Raw genomic sequence first — 19,143 nt, forward strand, 5'->3', positions numbered from 1 at the left:
GCGCGCCCGACGGGAGATCGAATCAGTGACAGCCATGAGTTCCGAAACGGCGCAGGACGCGCCAAACCATCCGCTCGCCGTGCGCATGGGCGTGATCGCCTGGCTTTCGCACAACGTGCTGATCGGCTCGATCTTCGGCACGGCGGGCATCCTGCTCAAGCCGATGCAGGAACGGCTGCAGGTAACGCCCGAGCTGGCCTCGGCCGGCGTGCCGATGGTGATCCTCGGCTCGGCGATCCTGGCCTCGGTCGCCGGCGTGCTCGCCTCGCGCTTCTCGCTGCGCAGCCTGATCGCGGGCAGCGCGGTCGCCTCGGCGCTGGCCTGGCTGCTGCTGGCCTTCACCACGAGCTTCGTCGCCTATCTGGTCGCCTTCGGCCTGCTGCTCGGCCCGGCGATGTCGCTGGCCGGCGCGGTCGTGCCGCCGACCCTGGTCACGCGCTGGTTCAACCGCAACCGCGGGCTCGCCATCGGCCTCGTCCATCTGCCCGTGATCGTGACGATCATGCCCGTCGCGGGGAACTGGATCGTCGAGCATCATGGCGTCGAGACGCTGTTCCTCGCGCTCGCGGCGCTGTCGGGGCTGGTGCTGCTGCCGGCGGCGCTGCTGGTGATCGACCATCCGCCGGGCAAGACGGCCAAGCAGGCGGTCAGCACCGGCGATCCCGCCGTCGCCGATACCGGGCTCGGCCTTGCGCAACTTCTCAAGCATCCGGTGTTCTGGGGGCTGGCGATCGCCGCGGGCTCGATCAACACCAGCTCGGTGCTGCTCGGCGTCCATCTCGTGTCGATGGGCGAATCCTGGGGCTTCACGCGCGACCATTCGGCGCTGCTCGCCTCGATCATGTCGATGGTCGGTATCGCGGGTTCGATCCTGTTCGGCCTGGTCTCCGACCGCATCGGCGGCGGGCGCACGCTGGCGCTGATCACCTTCGATGCCGGCCTGCTGTGGCTGGCGCTGCTGCTGGGGCTGCCGTTCCCCGTCGTCGCGGTCATCGTCGGCCTGATCGGCATGCACGGATCGGGCGCGATCCCGGCGCTCAGCCGCGCGATCCCCGATGCCCTGGGCGCGGCGAGCTTCAGCCGCGCCTATGGCCTGGCGACGACCTTGACCCTGCCGCTGATGGTCATCGGCGTGGTGGGAACGGGCACCGTCTACCGCCTCAACCAGAGCTACGCGATCACGATCCTGGTCATGGTCGCCTATTTCGCCGTGTCGGTGCTGTTGGCGCTCTGGGCCTCGCGCAAGCGCGCGGCGCCGGCAATGGCAGCGCCCGCCGCGGTCTAGAATCCGCGCTGGACGGTCTCCATCGGCTGCCCGGTGACCGGGTAGCCGTAGTCCTCGGGGATCGTCAGCCAGCGCTCGCCGTCGCGGTCGACCTGGCGCGGGGTGATCAGCCGCACGGGGATCGCCTCGGCCTGCGCACGGGCTTCGGCGAAGCTCGCGAACAGCGCCAGCCGGTCGAGATTGCGCCGCGTCGGGAAGATCACCTTGATGTCACCTTCGTCGGCGAGGCGCAGGGCCTCGGCGGCGCTGGCCCAGAACAGGCGGGTGTTCTCGGTGGCATCGACGGTGACGTCGACCGCGCCGGTGCCCAGGTCGGCGAGGAAGAAGCGCGTGTCGAACGAGCCGTCGCGCATCGGGCACCAGTGCGCGAAGGGCACGAGCCGGTCGAGATCGAGCGTCCAGCCGAAGCGATCGAGCACCGGCGCGAGTTCGCCCGTCTCGAGCAACAGTGCGCGCGCGGCCACGGCGTCGGCCACGCTGACGGTCTGCTGGACTGCAATGGCCAGGCCTGTCTCTTCCAGCGTCTCACGCATGCCGGCGACGCGCGAGGCGGCAATCTCAAGATCGGCCTGCGGTGCGAGCTGCGCGGCGAGCACACGATCGGCCTCGTCGACGCGCCCGCCGGGGAACACCGCGGCGCCGCCGGCGAAGCGCATCTCCTTGGCGCGCTGGACCATCAGCAGCTGCGGCGGCCCGCCTTCGGGGCAATGGCGAAAGATCACGACGGTGGCGGCCGGGATTACCTTTGGCGGAGCTTCGGCGATGCCGTCGGATTGCGCGTTCATCGGGGCATTCTCCGGCGCTGAGGCAGGTGTGGCAAGGAAAAAGCGGTGATGTGAACCTGGCGCATGCTGTCGGAAAACCTTACAGGTGGCGCGTGGTTGCCAGCGCGTTCAACACCGAAAACCGCGCAAATTCGCCGTTTCCGAGAATTGGCACGCCTCGTGCTATGTATGGGATACCCCAACGTAGTCTCGAATATGAGGCGGGGCCGGATCTAGTCTCCCCGGCTCCGCCTCCTCCCCTCCGAGGCCGGGTTTTCCAAAATCGCCACCCTCATCCAAGCTCTGCTAGCGTCTTACGGACGCAAGCTTCGCTATCCTTCTCCCGCCAGCGGGAAAAGGTGCGCTACCCAAACCCTCTCCCGCTGGCGGGAGAGGCGCGAGACTTGCTGAGCGCAGCGAAGCTAGTCGCAGCGGTGAGGGTGGAGGGCCTCAGCCCTCGGCGAACAGGCCCTGCAGTTCGCCGGCCTCGAACATCTCCATCATGATGTCGCTGCCGCCGACGAACTCGCCCTTGACGTAGAGCTGGGGGATCGTCGGCCACTCCGAGTATTCCTTGATACCCGAGCGGATTTCCATGTCCTGCAGCACGTCGACGCTCTCGTAGGTCACGTTGAGGTGATCGAGGATCGCGACGGCGCGGCTCGAGAAGCCGCACTGCGGGAACAGCGGCGTGCCCTTCATGAAGAGGACGACGGGGTTGGACTGGACGATTTCGGCGATGCGGCTCTGGGCGTCGGACATGATGAATTGGGACCCTGGTTATGCGGTTCCTAGTTGGGAACCTCGGTCTTGAGTTGCAAGGCGTGGAGCTCGCCGCCCATGCGGCCGCCGAGCGCCTCGTAGACCAGCTTGTGGCGCTGGACGAGCGGCTTGCCGCGGAAGCTTTCGGAGACGACACGCGCCGCATAGTGATCGCCGTCACCCGCGAGGTCGGTGATCTCGACCTCGGCATCGGGCAGGGCGGCGCGGATCAGCGCCTCGATCTCGGCGGCGGCCATCGCCATCGGTTCAGGCCTCGCCCATCAGCGCGCGGCGCGCCTCGACCGCCTTGTCGGCGAGCGCGGTGCGGACTTCGGCTTCGCTGGCATCGACGCCGGCCGAGACCAGATCGCCGAGCAGCTTGCGGATGACGTCCTCGTCGCCGGCTTCCTCGAAGTCGGCCTGGACGACGCCCTTGGCGTAGGATTCGGTTTCGGCCGCCGAGAGACCCATGCGCTCTGCCGCCCACTGGCCCAGCAACCGGTTGCGGCGGGCCTGGATGCGGAACTGCATTTCCTCGTCGTGGGCGAACTTGGCTTCTTCCCCGCGTTCGCGATCTTCGAAGGTCGTCATCTCGGCTCCTTAGGTCGGTTCACCGCCGCCCCTAGGGCGGCGGGCTTGCGCATTCAATACCACTTGGCAATACCACTTGGCGATCGCCAGCGGCTGGTGATCAGGCGGCCTGGCGTCCGGGATGAGCCAGGAACGGCAGGTCGCTGTCCGCGCGCTGTTCGTAGGAACCGATGGCATCGGCCTGCGCCAGGGTCAGGCCGACCTCGTCGAGCCCGTTCAGCAGGCAGTGCTTGCGGAACGGATCGACCTCGAAGGTGAAGCGGTCCTGGAACGGCGTGGTGACGCTCTGCGTCTCGAGATCGACGTCGATCGGATCGGTCTTGGCGACCTCCATCAGGCGGTCGATCGCTTCCTGCGGCAGGACCACGGCGAGGATGCCGTTCTTGAAGGCGTTGCCCGAGAAGATGTCCGAGAAGCTCGGCGCCAGCACGCAGTTCACGCCCATGTCGAGCAGGGCCCAGGCGGCGTGCTCGCGGCTCGATCCGCAGCCGAAATTGTCGCCCGCGATCAAGATCGGCGCGCCGGCATATTCCGGGTCCTCGAAGACGTTGCCGGGTTCCTTGCGCACGGCCTCGAAGGCGCCCTTGCCGAGGCCTTCGCGCGTGATCGTCTTGAGCCAGTGCGCGGGAATGACGACGTCGGTGTCGACGTTCTTGCGGCCGAAGGGGATCGCGCGGCCGTGGACGTGATTGATCGGCTCCATCAATCGGTCTCCGGCGTCTCGCTCGTGGGCTTGGGCAGCGCCTTCTGGTTCCGTTCCTTGCGGCGCGAGGCGTAGAGCAGCGCCGCGGTCAGCGCGGCCGAGCCGATCGCGGCACCCGCGAGCGCGGCCTTGCCCGTCCAGCTCGATTTGTCGGTCTTGTCGGTCATGAGGCCTCCTATGTGCATCCCGGCGCGCGCATGCAAGCACTCTAGGGCAGGAATTCCCGCAATTCGAGCCAGCGTTCGCGCTTCGCTTCGAAGCGCATGGCCGCATAGGCCGGGCTGCTCGACGGCAGATCGACCAAGCGGACTGTCGCGTCGGCCAGCAGCTTGCGTCCGATCTTCGCCGAGGTGGCGCCGTTGAAAGCGACCGCACGCAGCGCGGGCAGGCCGGCGACGAGATCGGCCAGCGGCGCGTGCCGGGCCTCGCGGATCGCGGCGTCGAGGCTGCCCTTGCGCACGGCCGAGGCGATCGTGTCCCACAGCCCGATGCCGTGTGCGCGCAAGGTGCCGCGCCGCTCCTCGTACTCGAGCGCGGGCAGATCCTCGCGCCCGATCACCGCGCCGGTGAGCCGCCAGAACTGGTTCTGCGGATGGGCATAGTACCGCTGCTCGCGCAGCGAAGCCTCGCCCGGCAGGGTGCCGAGGATCAGCACGCGCGTATCGGGAAAGACGAAAGGCGCGAAAGCGGACTTGCGCGCCTCTGTCAGGTTTTCGGCCGGATCAGGCGGGTTCGCCAACGAGCGTCCGCACGTCGGTCAGCTTGCCCGTCACCGCCGCCGCCGCGGCCATGGCCGGCGAGACCAGGTGCGTGCGCGCGCCCGGGCCCTGGCGGCCGGTGAAGTTGCGGTTGCTGGTCGAGGCGCAGCGTTCGCCGGCGGGGACCTTGTCGGGGTTCATCGCCAGGCAGGCCGAGCAGCCGGGCTCGCGCCATTCGAGGCCGGCCTCGGTGATGATCTTGTCGAGCCCTTCGGCCTCGGCCTGCTGCTTGACCAGGCCCGAGCCGGGAACGACGATCGCCCACTTGACGTTGTCGGCCTTCTTGCGGCCGCGCAGCACTTCGGCGGCGGCGCGGATGTCCTCGATGCGGCTGTTGGTGCACGAACCGATGAACACGTTCTGGACCTCGATGTCGGTCATCTTGGTGCCCGGCTGCAGCCCCATGTAGTCGAGGCTGACCTGCGCCGCCTGCTGCTTCGAGGCATCGGCGAAGCTCTCGGGCGCGGGAACCACGCCGCCGATCGGCACCACGTCCTCGGGGCTGGTGCCCCAGGTCACGGTTGGCTGGATGTCGGCGGCGTCGATGTGCACCGACTTGTCGAACTTGGCGCCGGGATCGGTCTTGAGGCTGGTCCACCAGGCCACGGCCTTGTCCCAGTCGGCGCCCTTGGGCGCATAGGGGCGGCCCTTCACATAGGCGAAGGTCTTGTCGTCGGGGGCGACCAGGCCGGCGCGGGCGCCGCCCTCGATCGACATGTTGCAGACGGTCAGGCGGCCCTCGATCGACATGTCCTCGAAGGTCGAGCCGCAGAACTCGATGACGTGGCCGGTGCCGCCGGCCGTGCCGATCACGCCGATGACATGGAGCACGACGTCCTTGGGCGTGACGCCCGGCGCCAGCTTGCCGTCGACGCGGACCTCGAAGGTCTTCGACTGCGACAGGATCAGCGTCTGGGTGGCGAGGACGTGCTCGACCTCGGTCGTGCCGATGCCGAAGGCCAGCGCGCCGAGGCCGCCGTGGCACGAAGTGTGGCTGTCGCCGCAGACGATCGTCGCGCCTGGTAGCGAGAAGCCCTGCTCGGGGCCGACGACGTGGACGATGCCCTGTTCGACGTCGACTTCGCTGATGTAGCGCACGCCGAATTCGGGCGCGTTCTTCGCCAGGGTCTTGAGCTGGTTGGCGCTCTCGGCATCGGCGATCGGAATGCGGTTGCCCTGCGCATCCTGGCGCGGGGTCGTCGGCAGGTTGTGATCGGGCACGGCGAGCGTGAGATCGGGGCGGCGCACCGGGCGGCCGGCGACGCGGAGCGCCTCGAAGGCCTGCGGGCTGGTCACTTCGTGGACGAGGTGACGGTCGATGTAGACGAGGCAGGTGCCGTCGTCCCGGCGTTCGACGACGTGGGCGTCCCAGATCTTCTCGTAGAGCGTGCGCGGTGCAGTGGTCATGACGGGCAGCTAGGCCCGTCGCACAAGCATTTCAAGCGTCTTGCAGATGCGCGAAAGCGCGGCGGTCCTTGCGGGCCGCCGCGCTCCCGGAGATGCCCCGAGGGGCAAGGCGACTTAGCCGCGGCGACCGTCCCAGTCGCGACGCTCCATGCGGAGCGCGACGCGGACCGAGTTCACGCGCTGCTGCAGATTGCTAACTTCGCTGCGATCGAGGCCGTTGCGCGCATACTGCGCATAGAGGCGCTTCACGTCGGTCGCCTGGCGGCGCAGGCCCTGGGCCTCGCGCGGCGAGATCGTGCGGCGCTGGGTGGCGCGGGTGATCGCCGTGTCGAGCGAATTGATGTCCTGGCGGATCTCGTTGTTGCGCGCCGGCGTCAGGCGCCAGGCGTCGTTGCGGACGTCATGGCGGGGGCCGCCATAGGGCTGGGCCTGGGCCGCACCGGCCATCGACAGGGCAGCGGCGGCAATCGCGAGGGGGGCGGCGAACTTCTTGAAGGTATTCATGGTCTTTCTCCGTTTCTCCCGGGGGGGCGGGGAGGTGTTCAGGAAACACCTGAAAGGCCAAAAAGGCTCGTTTCAAACTGTCGCAAATGGTCGCCAGGTGCCGCGGACATGGCCAACCGATGAACTTCGGATTAAAGGGCGAAGCCATGTCCAGCCTGGCCGCCGTCCTGATCGTCCTCGCCACCGTAGCCGCGATGGAATTCGTGGCCTGGGCCAGCCACAAGTACGTGATGCACGGCTTCGGCTGGGGCTGGCACCGCGATCACCACGAACCGCACGACAAGCTGCTCGAGAAGAACGACCTCTATGCCCTGGTCGGCGCGGCCATGAGCATCGCGATGTTCGCGCTGGGCAGCCCGCTGGTCATGGGCGCGGGAGCCTGGGAGCCGGGCACATGGATCGGCCTCGGCGTGCTGGTCTACGGGGTGATCTATACGCTGATCCACGACGGCCTGGTCCACCAGCGGTATTTCCGCTGGGTACCGCGCGGCGGCTATGCCAAGCGGCTGGTCCAGGCGCACAAGCTGCACCATGCGACCACCTGCAAGGAAGGCGGCGTCAGCTTCGGCTTCGTGATCGCGCGCGATCCCGCGGCGCTCAAGCGTGAGCTGCGCGAACAGCGCCAGGCCGGCGTGGCCGTGCTGCGCGAGGCGATCGAGGACTGAAGGTTCGGCTTTTCCGTCCTTGGCCTCCCCACTTTCGTCGCCCCTGCGTAGGCAGGGGCCCAACCAAGCTCTCTTCCTGATGCGAACGGCGCGGTGTTGCGACGTCAGCTGGGCCCCTGCCTACGCAGGGGCGACGGTGAAGAGGTGGTCACGACCTTGGGAAGGGTCAGCCAGGCTGACCGGGATCGAGGCGATCGAGCCAGGCCTGCGCCTGCTTGGGTTCGCCGACCGCTTCGGGGCCGACCGGACCGCGCGCCGCGAGGAATTCGCGGTGGAGGTCGAACGGCGGCATGGCGAGCTGATCGCGCGCCTTGTCGATCTCCTCAGCCAGTTCGTCGAGCTCGGCGAGGACGGGGGCCGCGCGCTTCTGCGCCGCCTTGTCGCGCTGATGGCCGAACAGCCCCCATTTGCCCGCGGCGGTCGCCTGCAGCGCCGCGACGAGCGCGGTTAGATATTCGGCTTCCGCTTCGCAGCGGCGATCATCGAGACGGGCGAGACGGTCGGCTTTGGCCATCGCCGTGCCTTATCGGGCCTTGGATCGGCGTGCAAATCGCGCGGGGCCGGCGCGAAAATGTCCCTTTCCTGCGCTGTCGCCGGCTTCGCTGGCTAGGCACCCGCGCGGCGCCGACCGATGCTGCGGTCAAACAGGATGCGAAAGGGAAGAGGCATGGAACGGCAGAAGGAACAGGATCTCACCGGCAAGGTCGTGATCGTCACGGGCGCGAGCCGCGGCGTGGGGCGGCAGGCGGCGCTCTATTTCGCGCAGCGCGGCGCCAAGGTGGTGCTGGCGGCGCGGACGGTCGATCCCGATCCCAGCCTGCCGGGCAGCCTCGGCGAGGCGTTGCAGGCGATCGAGGCCATGGGCGGCGAGGCGCTGGTCGTGCAGACCGATCTCGCGAACCAGGCCGACCTGCGCCGGCTCGTCGACACGACGGTCGAACGCTTCGGCGGCATCGACGTGCTGGTAAACAACGCCGCCTCGACCGTCGGCTCGGTCTGGCAGAAGAAGTTCCTCGACCTCAGCTTCGACGAGTGGAGCAACGACTTCGACATCAACCTCCACGCGCCGTTCATCCTGATGCAGCTCGTCACGCCGATCATGGCGGCGCGCGGCGGCGGGCGCATCGTCAACGTCACCACCGGCAGCGGCGAGGTGTTCCGCATGCCCGAGGAGCACGTACCCCCGGCCGAGGTGGTCGGCCGCAATCTCGTCGTGCCCAGCTATTTCGCGAGCAAGCGCGCGCTTGACCGGCTCGGCAACGTGATCGCGCCCGAACTGCGCAAGCACGGGGTCTACGTCATCGGCATGCATCCGGGCTGGGTCGCCACCGAGATCGTCAGCGCCCGGCTCGAGGCGCAGGGCTTCGACCCCAAGGAGGGCGACAACCGCCCGGTGCCGCCCAGCGTGCCCGCGCGGATGATCGTCTATTTCGCGAGCTGCGCGAATCCCGAGGAATATACCGGCCGCCTGTTCTGGGCCGAGCGCGAGATGGCCGGCCTCGGCGTGCCGGCCGACGTGACTGAGACGGAACGGACCGCCGAAGACCGTCTCATCGTCACCACGAAAGTCTAGAGCCTGCCTGCGATCGTGATAGAATCGGTGCCGCGCCGACCGAACGGCGCCGGGACAGGCAGGATGACGACAGGGCAGATCGGCAGCGATCCGGCAATGGCCCAGCGCAAGCGCGAGCTGGCGAAGTGGGTCAATATCGAGAAGTCGATCGTCGATCAGGTCGATCGCTTCACCGCCGAACATCGCCTCGACTTCGCCGGCGGCGCGGTCGAGGTGCGGCAGTTTTCGTGGTCGAAGCCGGTCGAAAGCGTCTGGACCACCGAGAACCACTGCTACCTGCTGCACCTGTCGCTCGACGGGAAGGGGCCGTCGAACGTCGTCACCAATCTCAGGTCGGGGCGCAACGCGGCGAGCAGCATGGGCGCGCTGGCGCTGGTGCCGCCGGGGCAGGCGCTGTCCTGCCTGAGCGATGCGGGGTCGTCGCGCGCGATCCGCTGCCTGCTCGACGCAAGACTGCTCGAGAGCTTCCTCGCGGACCTGCCCGAATGGCACGACGGCCTGCTGCACGAGGCCTTCAGCCTGTCGGGCGGGCAGATCGAATGGCTGATCCGGCGCATGTACCGCGAACTGTCTTCGCCCGACTTCGGCACCGACGCGATGCTCGCGACCTTCGCGCAGCAGCTCGCGGTCGAAATCGTCCGCAAGTTCGAGCTGCGCAGCGTCGCCGACTTCCGCCGCGGGGGCATGGCGCCCTGGCGTCTGCAACGGCTGCGTGACCGGCTCTATGCCGACGATCCGCTGCCCGATCTCGCCGAGCTGGCCGAGCTCTGCGACATGACCGTGCGCCACCTGGCCCGTGCCTTCCGCACCGAGACCGGCCAGACACTCGGCAAGTACCGCGAGACGGTGATGGTCGAGCGTGCGACGCCGATGCTCCGCGAAGGCGCCTCCGTGGCCGAGGTCGCGGGCCGCCTCGGCTTTTCGAGCCCCGGTGGTTTCCGCTCGGCCTTCCGCCGCGCGACGGGCATGCTGCCGAGCGAGATCAAGGCGGCGAATTGAACGCTCCGGATCGGATTTGAGCCGGAATGATTCCTTCTGCCGTCACCCCGGACTTGATCCGGGGTCCCGCTATCGATCCCAGCGTATCGCTTGCCGCAAAAAGCGGGACCCCGGATCAAGCCCGGGGTGACGAAGAGTGGTGAGAGGCGCCCCTATCACCCGGCGCCGCAGCACTTCTTGTACTTCTTGCCCGATCCGCAGGTGCAGGGATCGTTGCGGCCGATCTTCGTAGGCCGCGGCGTATCGGCCGAACCGGCGGCCGCGCCGCGGTGTTCGCGGCGCCAGGCGTTGAGCCGCAGCGTCCATTCGGGGATCAGCGCGGGCGCCTCCAGGGTCAGCCGGTCGATCTCGGCGCGGTCGAGATCGCACTCGTCGCGGGCGATGCGGACGAGCGTGTCCATTCCCGCCATCGCCGCCACGGCCTCGGCGTCGCCGCTTTCGGCGATGGCGCCCCAGGCCAGCGGGCGCAGGTTCACCGCCGCGGCGAAGCCTTCGATCCACAGCTCCCACATCACCTCGTCGTGCCGCGCGTCGATCTCGAAGAACGGCGCGTGGCGGCCCGTGTCGAGCGCCTGGCGCAGCCGGTCGTGGTGGTCGAGCACCAGCTCTGCGTACCAGCGCGCCTCGTCGTCATCGACGAAGGGCGTCGCGGTGCCGTCGGCGCTCCACACCAGCGGCAGCCATTCGTCGGGCAGCACTTGGTCGGGGCAGACGATCACGCCGGCCAGATAGCCGTCGAGATCGCTGAGCAGCATGGCCTCGCTCTCCTCGGGCAGGTTCGCGAGGGCGCCGTCGAGGCGACGGAGGCGGGGGGACGATATACGCATGGCTCGCCCCCTAGGGCGATCACAGCCTCAGGTGAAGCGGGCGCGTCAGCCCCAGCCGCGGCGCGTGCCCTGTTCCCAGGCGCCGGCCGGGGCATAGGGCAGGCCGATGTCGTGCAGGGTTAGCACGCCGGGCTTGGCCGCGACGATCTGCGGGATCGCGTTGATCGTCGCGTAGGAGGTGGTCGCGGTCGGGCTCCAGGCGCCGTCGACCGGCGAATCCGCGGGATTGCTGAAATGCATGTGCAGGTCGACGCTGGGCGCGCCGTCGACGACGAGGTGATATTCCTTGTCGTCGATGTCCCAGTCCTCGGCGATCTTCTTGGTCAGGTACCAGGTGATCTGCGCACGCACGCGCGTCTCGCCCTTGATCTTGCCGTTCCAGCCCGCGCGGACCGCGGCGTTGGTGCCCTTTTCCATCAGGAACCAGCCGAGGTCGACCCTCTCGGCGGCCGTCGCGTAGTCGCAGTAGAAATCGACCTCGTCGAGTTCGAGGCCCAGACCTTCGGCGACTCTTTCGGCGGCGTCCTTGAACATGACCAGCCAGGTCTTGGCCGCCTCGATCACCTCGTCGGTGACGCCGTGCTGGCCCATGCGGAAGAAGTTCCAGGTCTCGGGCGATTCGTAGCCCGAGCAGTCCGCGGATTCGTAGATCGACACGCAATCGACCCGCGCGCAGACCGCGGTGATCGCCGTGGCCAGCGAGTTGATCCAGCCGGGGTTGATGCCGGTGATGTAGAGCGAGGCCTGGCCGCGCTCGCCCGCCGCCTGGAGCCGATCCTTGACCGCGCCGCGGATGCCGCCGACGTGGAAGAACAGGTTGGTCGAGAGCACGTTGATGCCGGCTTCGAGCAGCTTGGCCACCTCGTCGACGTCGCCGGTAAAGGCCGTGTAGATCACCGCGTGCGGCTTTGCCGCGATGATGTCGTCGATCGAGTTGGTGGCCTTGATCCCGGTGTCGGGCCGGCCGCAGAGCGCGCCGGCGTCCTGGCCGACCTTCTCGGGCGAATGGGCATAGACGCCGACGAGTTCGAGCCTGGGATTGTCGAGGATCCCCTGCATCGCGAGCTTGCCGACCTTGCCCGTGTTCCACTGGACGACGCGCAGCTTTTCCATCCGACTCTCCCGTTCTTTGCTTGGGGAGGATTACGGACCGGGCGGGGATCGCGGGTCAATCCCCGCTTGGGGACTCTGATGTCCCTGCCACCCTCACTGCTGCGACTAGGTTCGCCTCCGGCTCACCAAGTCTCGCTGCCTCTCCCGCCAGCGGGAGAGGGTTTGACGAGCTCTTACCTTCTCCCGCTGGCGGGAGAAGGATAGCGCAGCTTGCTCCGTCAGGAGCTAGCGAAGCTTGGATGAGGGTGGCGCGGCACACGCTACTCCGCGCGCGTCGCGATCCAGGTGCCGGTGCACAGCAGCACGCCGGTGACCACGGCGGCCCAGTGCCAGCCGATCGTCAGCCAGGAGACCAGCGCGCTCAGCGCCATCACCGCCAGGGCGGAAACCTTGGCCTTGCGCGAGATCGCCTTGCGGTCGCGCCATTGCTGCAGTGCCGGGCCATAGCGCGGATGGGCATAGAGCCGCTCGGCCCATTCGGGGCGGCTGCGCGCGAAGCAGAACACCGCGAGCAGCAGGAACGGTACGGTCGGCAGGACGGGCAGGAAGGCGCCCACCGTACCCAGTGCGACGCAGAGCAGTCCGGCGGCCAGGTAGAGGTGCCTGGCCATGCCCGGCTCAGCCCGCCGCGTAGCGCGCGGCGGTTTCCCGGATCAGCGCGATCATGTTGGGTACGCCCTGGGTGCGGTTCGACGATAGCTGGTTCTTGAGGCCGAAGGGTTCGAGCAGCGCGGCGATGTCGGTCTCGGCGATGTCCTGCGCCGGGCGGTCCTGCACCGCCGATAGCACCAGCGCGACGATGCCCTTGGTGATCCCGGCATTGCTGTCGGCGAGGAAGTGCAAACGGCCGTCGTCGAGCTGCGTCGGATAGACCCAGACAGAGGCCGAGCAGCCGCGAACCTTGGTCGCATCGGTCTTCAGCGGGTCGGGCATGGGATCGAGCTCCCGTCCGAGTTCGACCAGCATGGTGTAGCGATCGTCCCCTTCGAGGAAGCTGTATTCTTCGAATATGTCGTCGAGCGTGCGCATGGCGGGTCATCTAGTCGAAGCGCGCGGGTGCACAAGCCCCGCGCGCTCGATCATAATGGTCTCCGGGCCCGCTCAGGGCCGCTCGCTCGCCCGGGTTTCGACGCGCTGGGTGTCGCGCAGCGCCTCGATCTGCGTGGAGATGTCATAGCCGCGGTCGGTGACGATACGTTCGAGCACGCGCACGCGCTCTTCGAGTTCGCGGATGTGGGTCGCATATTGCGCGGCCTTCTCCGCGGTCTCCATCGTCGCACCCTTGAGCTGCATCTCGGCCAGCTTGGTCTGGTGTTTCGACCAGACGATGAAGCCAACCATGATGAAAGGCGCGAGCGGGATCAGGATTTCCAGGTTCATCGGTGATTCCCCCGTTCCGCCGCTCAGCGCAGCCCGTCGATTTCGCGCGAAAGGCGCGGGTTCGACGTGGAATAGTAGGTCTCGACGTCGCCGAGCGGGCTGTCGGCACGCCAGTGACCACGGCTGCCGTCGAGGCCCGAGCGTGGGCTATAGTGGTCGTCCAGCCCCGCCGGCGCGGGATTGGCCACGAAGCCGATCAGCAGATAGACGAGCAGCAGCGAACCGACGCCGGCGAGGAACAGCACGGCGGTGGCGATGCGGATCCACAGCACGTCGATGCCGGTATAGTCGGCCAGGCCCGCGCAGACGCCCATGAGCTTGCCGTCGCGCTTGTTGAGGTAGAATTTGCGTCGCATGACTTGCCTTTCACGCTTGCGTTGACGGGGCTCAGTTCGACGTGTCGCCGAGCTTGCGCTTGAGGGCTTCGAGTTCGCGATCGACCTTGTCGTTGCTCTCGAGCGCGGCGATCTCGTCGGCGAGCGAGGGCTGGGCCTTGCTGCCGAGATCGAACGAGTCGGCACGACCTTCGGCATAGTCGACGCGGCGTTCGAGCTGGTCGAACCGCGCCATAGCGGCGTCGACGCGCTCGCTCGACATCAGGGTGCGCATGCGCACGCGATGTTCGGCGCTTTCGAGCCGGGCCACGATCGAACGCTGGCGCTGGCGCGCCTCGCGCAGGCGGTTCTGCAGCTTGTCGATATCGTCCTCATAGGCGCGCACCGACTCGTCGAGCGTGGCGATGTCGCGCTCGAGCTGGCCGACGAGATCGGCCGCCTTCTGGCGTTCGAGCAGGGCTGCGCGCGCCAGGTCCTCGCGGTCCTTGGACAGCGCGAGCTGCGCCTTCTCGGTCCAGTCGGCCTGGAAATGCTCGAGCTTGGCGATGTGCCGGCGCATTTCCTTCTGCTCCGCCAGCGAGCGTGCTGCGCTCGAGCGGACCTCGACCAGGGTTTCCTCCATCTCGAGGATGATCAGGCGGATCATCTTGGCCGGGTCCTCGGCCTTGTCGAGCATGTCGGTGATATTGGCGGCGATGATGTCCCGCGTGCGCGAGAAGATGCCCATGCGGCGTACTCCGGTTTGAGACTTGGGATAGAGCCGAACGCGATCGATTTCCATATCGATGCGCGAAGGCGGCGGGCCGAGCCGCGGCGGCAGCGGCCTGACGGCGGCGGCTTCGGGCTGGGGGGCGGTATAGGCGCCGATGTCGGCCCCGATGTCGCTGGCCCCAATATTGTTGGGGGTGGGGGTCTGGTGTTCGATCACGGTCTGGCCTCTCGTTGCAGGGTAAATTGCGGAATGTTGGGGCAGCGCGATCCGGCGTCCCGCTGCGGCGGCGGCTCGCAGTGGGCGGCCGACGGCGGCGCAGCCGTTGCGGTTAGCGCGGCCAGGGCGAGGAGGACTTGCGGGATCATCGCGGGATCCTTTGTGGGTGGTCAGAGCAGCGGCGAGAACAGCGCGAAGACGCTCATCGCGCTGATGCTGGCGAAGATCGCGCGGTCGAGCAGGCTCAGCGCCGGGAAGGCGGCGGAGCGGGGCAGGGTGTGCTGAGGGCTCATGATTGCATCCTTCTTGGAGTGACTGCCCAAGGAATAGCAACGGCCGTGCCAGTTTGATTTTATGACTTTAAATCAACGCCATGTGCAAAAAGTATATGGTGCTGTCCGCTAAATGAATTGCCATGAATTGGTGAAATACGCTAATTATTGGGAATGGAGCGCGAGGTTCAGTTCATCGGTGAATCGATCGCCTTTCTCGACGCGCTCGAGCGGGCGAGCCGGGCGGCGGCGCTCAATCGGCCGGTGCTGGTGATCGGCGAGCGCGGCACCGGCAAGGAACTGATCGCCGAGCGCCTGCATCGCCTGTCGCCGCGCTGGGGCGAGGCGATGATCGTGCTCAACTGCGCGGCGCTGCCCGAAACCCTGATCGAGGCCGAACTGTTCGGACATGAGGCGGGCGCCTTCACCGGCGCGACGCGGGCGCGGGCTGGGCGCTTCGAGGAAGCCGATGGCGGCACCCTGTTCCTCGACGAGCTGGCGACCCTGTCGGCCGCGGCGCAGGAGCGGCTGCTGCGCGCGATCGAATATGGCGAGGTCACGCGCATCGGTGCCTCGCGGCCGTTGCGGGTCGACGTGCGCATCGTCGCTGCGACCAACGAGAACCTGCCCGCGCTCGCCGAGCAGGGGCGGTTTCGTGCCGATCTGCTCGACCGGCTGAGCTTCGAGGTGATCACCCTGCCGCCCTTGCGTGCGCGCGGCGAGGACGTGCTGCTGCTGGCTGAGCACTACGGCCGCCGCATGGCGACCGAGGCCGGCTGGGACGGCTGGCCGGGGTTTGCGCCAGAGGCGCGGGCGGCGCTGGCTGCGCATGTCTGGCCCGGCAACGTGCGCGAACTGCGCAACGTCGTCGAGCGTGCGGTCTATCGCTGGGATTCCTTCGAGGGTCCGGTCGCGGACATCGTCTTCGATCCGTTCGAGAGCCCCTGGCAGCCGCGCGGCGCCGTGGAGCCGGTGGCGGCGAAGGTGGGGCCGGCGGCGGCTGCGACTCCGCTGCCGTCCGAGCGGGGCGACCTGCGTGTCGCGGTCGATGCCTACGAGCGCGGTCTGATCGAGGCGGCGTTGACGCGCCATCGCTGGAACCAGCGCAGCACCGCGCCCGAGCTGGGCCTGAGCTACGATCAACTACGCCATGCGATGAAGCGGCACGGACTTATCCAGCGCGCCTGATCGTGCTTGCATTGGGGCGGCTTTGCGCCTATCTGCAGCTCATCCCGACATTGTTAGCAAGGTCAGGGCCGGCACCGGAAGGTGGCGGCGCCCTAAGGCCTTGCTCGCATTCCGGGCTTTTGGAGTTTTCATGGCGGATATCGCGCGCATTACCGAAGTGATCGAACCCGAGGTCAAGGCCCTGGGATTCGAACTCGTGCGCGTGGTCTATTTCCGCGGTGGCGAGATCGGCCCGCTGGGCGAGGCCGACGAATATACGCTGCAGATCATGGCCGAGCGGCCCGAGACTGGCCAGCTCGTGCTCGACGACTGCGCCGCGCTGTCGCATCGCATCTCCGACCGCATCGACGAACTCGAAGCCGCCGGCGAAATGCTGATCGACGATGCTTACCGACTCGAGGTCAGCTCGCCGGGCATCGACCGTCCGTTGACCCGCGCGAAGGACTTCGCCGATTGGATCGGTCACGAGGCCAAGGTCCAGCTGGCCGTTCCGGTTGCCGACAACCGCAAGGCGCTCCAGGGTGACCTCGTCGGCATCGAGGGTGACGTGATTGCCTTCGACGACCGCAAGAGCGGCCGCGTCAGCTTTGCCTTTGCCGATGTCCAGTCCGCCAAGCTGGTCTTGACCGACCGATTGATTGCCGCCACGCGCCCGCTCGAAACCGAAGGCGCCGAAGAGATTTTCGAGGAACAGGAAGACTCATAATGGCCAGTGCGATGTCCGCAAACCGCGCCGAACTGCTCGCGATCGCGAACTCGGTCGCCACCGAGAAGATGATCGACAAGTCGATCGTCATCGAGGCGATGGAAGAGGCGATCCAGAAGTCCGCGCGCAACCGCTACGGTGCCGAGAACGACATCCGCGCCAAGCTCGACCAGCGCACCGGCGACCTGCGTCTGTGGCGCGTCGTCGAAGTGGTCGAGGAGGTCGAGGACTACTTCAAGCAGGTCGATCTCAAGGCCGCCGAGAAGCTCGACAAGAACGCCAAGCTGGGCGACTTCATCGTCGATCCGCTGCCGCCGGTCGATCTCGGCCGCATCGACGCGCAGTCAGCCAAGCAGGTGATCTTCCAGAAGGTCCGCGATGCCGAGCGCGAGCGCCAGTACGAGGAATTCAAGGATCGTGCGGGTGAGATCATCACCGGCGTGATCAAGTCGGTCGAATTCGGCCACGTCATCGTCAACCTCGGCCGCGCCGAGGGCGTCATCCGCCGCGATCAGCAGATCCCGCGTGAAGCCGCCCGCGTCGGTGAGCGCGTGCGCGCGCTGATCCTCAAGGTCGAGCGCCAGAACCGCGGTCCGCAGATCTTCCTGAGCCGCGCGCACCCCGAGTTCATGAAGAAGCTCTTCGCGCAGGAAGTGCCCGAGATCTACGACAACGTCATCGAGATCAAGGCCGCCGCCCGCGATCCGGGCTCGCGCGCCAAGATCGGCGTGATTAGCCGCGACTCGTCGATCGACCCGGTCGGCGCCTGCGTCGGCATGAAGGGCAGCCGCGTCCAGGCCGTCGTGCAGGAGCTGCAGGGCGAGAAGATCGACATCATCCCCTGGAGCGAGGACACCGCGACCTTCGTCGTCAACGCGCTCCAGCCCGCCACGGTCAGCCGCGTCGTCATCGACGAGGAAGAGAGCCGCATCGAGGTGGTGGTGCCCGACGATCAGCTGTCGCTGGCGATCGGTCGCCGCGGCCAGAACGTGCGTCTGGCCTCGCAGCTGACCGCCTCGGCGATCGACATCATGACCGAGGCCGAGGCTTCGGAGAAGCGCCAGAAGGAATTCGCCGAGCGCTCGAAGATGTTCGAGGAAGAGCTCGACGTCGACGAGACCCTGTCGCAGCTGCTGGTGGCCGAAGGCTTCAGCGAGCTCGAGGAAGTCGCCTACATCGAACTGTCCGAGCTGGCGACGATCGAAGGCTTCGACGAGGAACTGGCCGAAGAGCTGCAGAGCCGCGCCAGCGAAGCGCTCGAGCGCCGCGAGGAAGCGCACCGTCAGGAGCGTCGCGGTCTGGGCGTCGAGGACGCCCTGGCCGAGCTGCCGCACCTGACCGAGGCGATGCTGGTCACGCTCGGCAAGGCCGGCATCAAGACGCTCGACGACCTGGCCGACCTCGCCACCGACGAGCTCATCGCCAAGAAGCGCCAGGAGCAGCGCCGCCGCGACAATTCGCCGCCGCGCCGCGACAGCCGCCGCGAGGAAGACAAGGGCGGCGTGCTCGGCGAGTACGGCCTGAACGAAGAGCAGGGCAACGAGATCATCATGGCCGCGCGTGCGCACTGGTTCGACGACGAACCCGAAGGCGACAATGGGCCGGCAACCGAGGAGGCCGCCGATGCGGAATCCTCACAATGAGCGCCTAGGCTCCGACAGGTCAGCGGCTGAGCCGGAGAGGAAATGCATCCTTTCCGGCGAGCACGCGGCGCGGGATGCGCTGATCCGTCTGGCGATCTCGCCGGACGGATTGGTGCTGCCCGATGCGCTGGCGCGCGCGCCCGGGCGCGGCGCCTGGATCGGCGTTTCGCGCGCAGACCTTGAAATCGCACTGACCAAGGGCAAACTTAAGGGAGCGCTGGCGCGCGCCTTCAAGGGTGCTGCGCTGACCATTCCCGAAGACCTGGCCGAACGGATCGAAGCCGCGCTCCTGCGCACCTTCACCGATCGCCTGGGGCTGGAGATGCGCGCGGGCAAGCTGCTCGTCGGCTCCGATCGCATCGCCGAGAACGCGCGGCAAGGCAAGGTCGCCTGGCTCGCGCACGCGGCCGACGCGGCCGAGGACGGCTCGCGCAAGCTCGACCAGGCCTGGCGCGTGGGCGAGGAGGCCGAGGGCAGTGGTCTGCGTGGCGTCACCTTGCCACTGGACCGGGCGGCTCTGTCTGTGGCATTGGGCCGCGACAACGTCGTCCACCTGGCGCTGACCGACAAGAAGGCGGCCGAAAGGCTATCGGACCCGCTGCAGCGCCTGCTTCGTTACCTCGGGACCGCCGGTATGACGGTGGCCGAAGCGACTGGCACAGATGAAGGCTTGCAACCGGCGGATTCCGCCGCGCCGCTGGCCATGACGACGAATTTGGACCGAAGGGCATAAGTACACG

26 protein-coding genes are annotated in these 19,143 nt (G+C 67.6%); 8 read left to right on the forward strand and 18 right to left on the reverse strand.

The window, feature by feature from the left end:
• Positions 1-34 precede the first annotated feature (34 nt).
• Positions 35-1,285: an MFS transporter gene (locus OLX23_RS15795; RefSeq protein WP_264445976.1), complete on the forward strand. Its 1,251-nt coding sequence runs from the start codon at positions 35-37 to the stop codon at positions 1,283-1,285.
• Here OLX23_RS15795 and OLX23_RS15800 read toward each other — a convergent pair.
• The 9 genes from OLX23_RS15800 to OLX23_RS15840 all read right to left on the reverse strand — a co-directional run bounded on the left by OLX23_RS15800 (position 1,282) and on the right by OLX23_RS15840 (position 6,774).
• Positions 1,282-2,070, reverse strand: coding sequence for an NUDIX hydrolase (locus tag OLX23_RS15800; protein WP_264445977.1), 789 nt, complete (start codon positions 2,068-2,070; stop codon positions 1,282-1,284). The genes OLX23_RS15795 and OLX23_RS15800 overlap by 4 nt on opposite strands.
• A 429-nt stretch (positions 2,071-2,499) precedes the next feature.
• The gene (grxD, locus tag OLX23_RS15805) at positions 2,500-2,811 is read right to left on the reverse strand and encodes a Grx4 family monothiol glutaredoxin (protein WP_264445978.1); all 312 of its coding nucleotides are present in this window, start codon (positions 2,809-2,811) and stop codon (positions 2,500-2,502) included.
• A gap of 29 nt (positions 2,812-2,840) precedes the next feature.
• A complete protein-coding gene (locus OLX23_RS15810; RefSeq protein ID WP_264445979.1) occupies positions 2,841-3,074 on the reverse strand; it encodes a BolA family protein in 234 nt (77 codons plus the stop codon).
• A gap of 4 nt (positions 3,075-3,078) precedes the next feature.
• A complete protein-coding gene (locus OLX23_RS15815; protein WP_264445980.1) occupies positions 3,079-3,402 on the reverse strand; it encodes a DUF1476 domain-containing protein in 324 nt (107 codons plus the stop codon).
• A 100-nt stretch (positions 3,403-3,502) separates the two neighbouring features.
• On the reverse strand, positions 3,503-4,105 hold the full coding sequence (leuD, locus tag OLX23_RS15820; protein ID WP_264445981.1) for a 3-isopropylmalate dehydratase small subunit: 603 nt from the start codon (positions 4,103-4,105) through the stop codon (positions 3,503-3,505).
• Positions 4,105-4,272, reverse strand: coding sequence for a hypothetical protein (locus tag OLX23_RS15825; protein WP_264445982.1), 168 nt, complete (start codon positions 4,270-4,272; stop codon positions 4,105-4,107). The genes leuD and OLX23_RS15825 overlap by 1 nt, the downstream gene beginning before the upstream one ends.
• A gap of 41 nt (positions 4,273-4,313) precedes the next feature.
• On the reverse strand, positions 4,314-4,844 hold the full coding sequence (locus tag OLX23_RS15830) for a DNA-deoxyinosine glycosylase (RefSeq protein WP_264445983.1): 531 nt from the start codon (positions 4,842-4,844) through the stop codon (positions 4,314-4,316).
• Positions 4,828-6,270 carry a 3-isopropylmalate dehydratase large subunit gene (gene leuC, locus OLX23_RS15835; RefSeq protein WP_264445984.1) on the reverse strand — a complete coding sequence of 481 codons (1,443 nt, stop codon included), beginning with the start codon at positions 6,268-6,270 and terminating at the stop codon, positions 4,828-4,830. The genes OLX23_RS15830 and leuC overlap by 17 nt, the downstream gene beginning before the upstream one ends.
• A gap of 114 nt (positions 6,271-6,384) precedes the next feature.
• The gene (locus OLX23_RS15840) at positions 6,385-6,774 is read right to left on the reverse strand and encodes a hypothetical protein (RefSeq protein ID WP_264445985.1); all 390 of its coding nucleotides are present in this window, start codon (positions 6,772-6,774) and stop codon (positions 6,385-6,387) included.
• A 146-nt stretch (positions 6,775-6,920) separates the two neighbouring features.
• On the opposite strand from OLX23_RS15840, the gene OLX23_RS15845 reads away from it, so the two are divergent.
• A complete protein-coding gene (locus OLX23_RS15845) occupies positions 6,921-7,439 on the forward strand; it encodes a sterol desaturase family protein (RefSeq protein ID WP_264445986.1) in 519 nt (172 codons plus the stop codon).
• A 166-nt stretch (positions 7,440-7,605) separates the two neighbouring features.
• Here OLX23_RS15845 and OLX23_RS15850 read toward each other — a convergent pair whose 3' ends face one another.
• Entirely contained in the window at positions 7,606-7,953 is a 348-nt protein-coding gene (locus OLX23_RS15850) for a hypothetical protein (protein ID WP_264445987.1), read from the reverse strand.
• Positions 7,954-8,106: 153 nt separating this feature from the next.
• Here OLX23_RS15850 and OLX23_RS15855 point away from each other — a divergent pair, with 153 nt between their 5' ends.
• Positions 8,107-9,012 carry an SDR family NAD(P)-dependent oxidoreductase gene (locus tag OLX23_RS15855; protein ID WP_264445988.1) on the forward strand — a complete coding sequence of 302 codons (906 nt, stop codon included), beginning with the start codon at positions 8,107-8,109 and terminating at the stop codon, positions 9,010-9,012.
• A gap of 63 nt (positions 9,013-9,075) precedes the next feature.
• Complete coding sequence (locus tag OLX23_RS15860) at positions 9,076-10,011, forward strand: helix-turn-helix domain-containing protein (RefSeq protein WP_264445989.1); 936 nt, start codon at positions 9,076-9,078, stop codon at positions 10,009-10,011.
• A gap of 155 nt (positions 10,012-10,166) precedes the next feature.
• Here OLX23_RS15860 and OLX23_RS15865 read toward each other — a convergent pair whose 3' ends face one another.
• From OLX23_RS15865 to OLX23_RS15900, 8 genes are all read right to left on the reverse strand, one after another.
• Entirely contained in the window at positions 10,167-10,838 is a 672-nt protein-coding gene (locus tag OLX23_RS15865) for a UPF0149 family protein (RefSeq protein ID WP_264445990.1), read from the reverse strand.
• Positions 10,839-10,883: 45 nt separating this feature from the next.
• Positions 10,884-11,951: a hypothetical protein gene (locus OLX23_RS15870; protein ID WP_264445991.1), complete on the reverse strand. Its 1,068-nt coding sequence runs from the start codon at positions 11,949-11,951 to the stop codon at positions 10,884-10,886.
• A 260-nt stretch (positions 11,952-12,211) separates the two neighbouring features.
• On the reverse strand, positions 12,212-12,562 hold the full coding sequence (locus OLX23_RS15875) for a YbaN family protein (protein ID WP_264445992.1): 351 nt from the start codon (positions 12,560-12,562) through the stop codon (positions 12,212-12,214).
• Between the two features lie 7 nt (positions 12,563-12,569).
• Positions 12,570-12,980, reverse strand: a complete 411-nt coding sequence (locus OLX23_RS15880) for a SufE family protein (protein WP_264445993.1) — start codon at positions 12,978-12,980, stop codon at positions 12,570-12,572.
• 72 nt (positions 12,981-13,052) lie between these two features.
• Entirely contained in the window at positions 13,053-13,331 is a 279-nt protein-coding gene (locus OLX23_RS15885) for a hypothetical protein (protein WP_264445994.1), read from the reverse strand.
• 23 nt (positions 13,332-13,354) lie between these two features.
• Positions 13,355-13,687 (reverse strand): PspC domain-containing protein, encoded by a 333-nt coding sequence (locus tag OLX23_RS15890; protein WP_264445995.1) that lies wholly within the window; start codon positions 13,685-13,687, stop codon positions 13,355-13,357.
• Positions 13,688-13,718: 31 nt separating this feature from the next.
• A complete protein-coding gene (gene pspA, locus OLX23_RS15895) occupies positions 13,719-14,453 on the reverse strand; it encodes a phage shock protein PspA (protein ID WP_413629906.1) in 735 nt (244 codons plus the stop codon).
• Between the two features lie 311 nt (positions 14,454-14,764).
• Positions 14,765-14,887 (reverse strand): hypothetical protein, encoded by a 123-nt coding sequence (locus OLX23_RS15900; RefSeq protein ID WP_264445996.1) that lies wholly within the window; start codon positions 14,885-14,887, stop codon positions 14,765-14,767.
• A gap of 153 nt (positions 14,888-15,040) precedes the next feature.
• Between OLX23_RS15900 and pspF the strand changes: the two genes are divergently transcribed.
• The 4 genes from pspF to OLX23_RS15920 all read left to right on the forward strand — a co-directional run bounded on the left by pspF (position 15,041) and on the right by OLX23_RS15920 (position 19,136).
• Positions 15,041-16,054: a phage shock protein operon transcriptional activator gene (gene pspF / locus OLX23_RS15905; protein WP_264445997.1), complete on the forward strand. Its 1,014-nt coding sequence runs from the start codon at positions 15,041-15,043 to the stop codon at positions 16,052-16,054.
• A 130-nt stretch (positions 16,055-16,184) separates the two neighbouring features.
• Positions 16,185-16,760 carry a ribosome maturation protein RimP gene (gene rimP / locus OLX23_RS15910; protein ID WP_264445998.1) on the forward strand — a complete coding sequence of 192 codons (576 nt, stop codon included), beginning with the start codon at positions 16,185-16,187 and terminating at the stop codon, positions 16,758-16,760.
• Positions 16,760-18,403 (forward strand): transcription termination factor NusA, encoded by a 1,644-nt coding sequence (gene nusA / locus OLX23_RS15915; protein ID WP_264445999.1) that lies wholly within the window; start codon positions 16,760-16,762, stop codon positions 18,401-18,403. The genes rimP and nusA overlap by 1 nt, the downstream gene beginning before the upstream one ends.
• Positions 18,384-19,136: a DUF448 domain-containing protein gene (locus tag OLX23_RS15920; protein ID WP_264446000.1), complete on the forward strand. Its 753-nt coding sequence runs from the start codon at positions 18,384-18,386 to the stop codon at positions 19,134-19,136. The genes nusA and OLX23_RS15920 overlap by 20 nt, the downstream gene beginning before the upstream one ends.
• Positions 19,137-19,143 lie beyond the last annotated feature (7 nt).

This window comes from Novosphingobium sp. JCM 18896, assembly GCF_025938095.1.
In the GTDB taxonomy this organism is placed as follows: Bacteria; Pseudomonadota; Alphaproteobacteria; order Sphingomonadales; family Sphingomonadaceae; genus Novosphingobium.

Coding starts and splice junctions, on each gene's coding strand:
- OLX23_RS15865 (WP_264445990.1), bottom strand. CDS start 10,838: ATGCGTATATCGTCCCCCCGCCTCCGTCGCCTCGACGGCGCCCTCGCG.
- OLX23_RS15920 (WP_264446000.1), top strand. CDS start 18,384: ATGCGGAATCCTCACAATGAGCGCCTAGGCTCCGACAGGTCAGCGGCT.
- OLX23_RS15840 (WP_264445985.1), bottom strand. CDS start 6,774: ATGAATACCTTCAAGAAGTTCGCCGCCCCCCTCGCGATTGCCGCCGCT.
- OLX23_RS15815 (WP_264445980.1), bottom strand. CDS start 3,402: ATGACGACCTTCGAAGATCGCGAACGCGGGGAAGAAGCCAAGTTCGCC.
- OLX23_RS15885 (WP_264445994.1), bottom strand. CDS start 13,331: ATGAACCTGGAAATCCTGATCCCGCTCGCGCCTTTCATCATGGTTGGC.
- OLX23_RS15890 (WP_264445995.1), bottom strand. CDS start 13,687: ATGCGACGCAAATTCTACCTCAACAAGCGCGACGGCAAGCTCATGGGC.
- leuD (WP_264445981.1), bottom strand. CDS start 4,105: ATGGAGCCGATCAATCACGTCCACGGCCGCGCGATCCCCTTCGGCCGC.
- pspF (WP_264445997.1), top strand. CDS start 15,041: ATGGAGCGCGAGGTTCAGTTCATCGGTGAATCGATCGCCTTTCTCGAC.
- leuC (WP_264445984.1), bottom strand. CDS start 6,270: ATGACCACTGCACCGCGCACGCTCTACGAGAAGATCTGGGACGCCCAC.
- nusA (WP_264445999.1), top strand. CDS start 16,760: ATGGCCAGTGCGATGTCCGCAAACCGCGCCGAACTGCTCGCGATCGCG.
- OLX23_RS15850 (WP_264445987.1), bottom strand. CDS start 7,953: ATGGCCAAAGCCGACCGTCTCGCCCGTCTCGATGATCGCCGCTGCGAA.
- rimP (WP_264445998.1), top strand. CDS start 16,185: ATGGCGGATATCGCGCGCATTACCGAAGTGATCGAACCCGAGGTCAAG.
- OLX23_RS15900 (WP_264445996.1), bottom strand. CDS start 14,887: ATGAGCCCTCAGCACACCCTGCCCCGCTCCGCCGCCTTCCCGGCGCTG.
- OLX23_RS15860 (WP_264445989.1), top strand. CDS start 9,076: ATGACGACAGGGCAGATCGGCAGCGATCCGGCAATGGCCCAGCGCAAG.
- OLX23_RS15800 (WP_264445977.1), bottom strand. CDS start 2,070: ATGAACGCGCAATCCGACGGCATCGCCGAAGCTCCGCCAAAGGTAATC.
- OLX23_RS15845 (WP_264445986.1), top strand. CDS start 6,921: ATGTCCAGCCTGGCCGCCGTCCTGATCGTCCTCGCCACCGTAGCCGCG.
- grxD (WP_264445978.1), bottom strand. CDS start 2,811: ATGTCCGACGCCCAGAGCCGCATCGCCGAAATCGTCCAGTCCAACCCC.
- OLX23_RS15810 (WP_264445979.1), bottom strand. CDS start 3,074: ATGGCGATGGCCGCCGCCGAGATCGAGGCGCTGATCCGCGCCGCCCTG.
- OLX23_RS15870 (WP_264445991.1), bottom strand. CDS start 11,951: ATGGAAAAGCTGCGCGTCGTCCAGTGGAACACGGGCAAGGTCGGCAAG.
- OLX23_RS15875 (WP_264445992.1), bottom strand. CDS start 12,562: ATGGCCAGGCACCTCTACCTGGCCGCCGGACTGCTCTGCGTCGCACTG.
- OLX23_RS15880 (WP_264445993.1), bottom strand. CDS start 12,980: ATGCGCACGCTCGACGACATATTCGAAGAATACAGCTTCCTCGAAGGG.
- OLX23_RS15795 (WP_264445976.1), top strand. CDS start 35: ATGAGTTCCGAAACGGCGCAGGACGCGCCAAACCATCCGCTCGCCGTG.
- OLX23_RS15855 (WP_264445988.1), top strand. CDS start 8,107: ATGGAACGGCAGAAGGAACAGGATCTCACCGGCAAGGTCGTGATCGTC.
- OLX23_RS15825 (WP_264445982.1), bottom strand. CDS start 4,272: ATGACCGACAAGACCGACAAATCGAGCTGGACGGGCAAGGCCGCGCTC.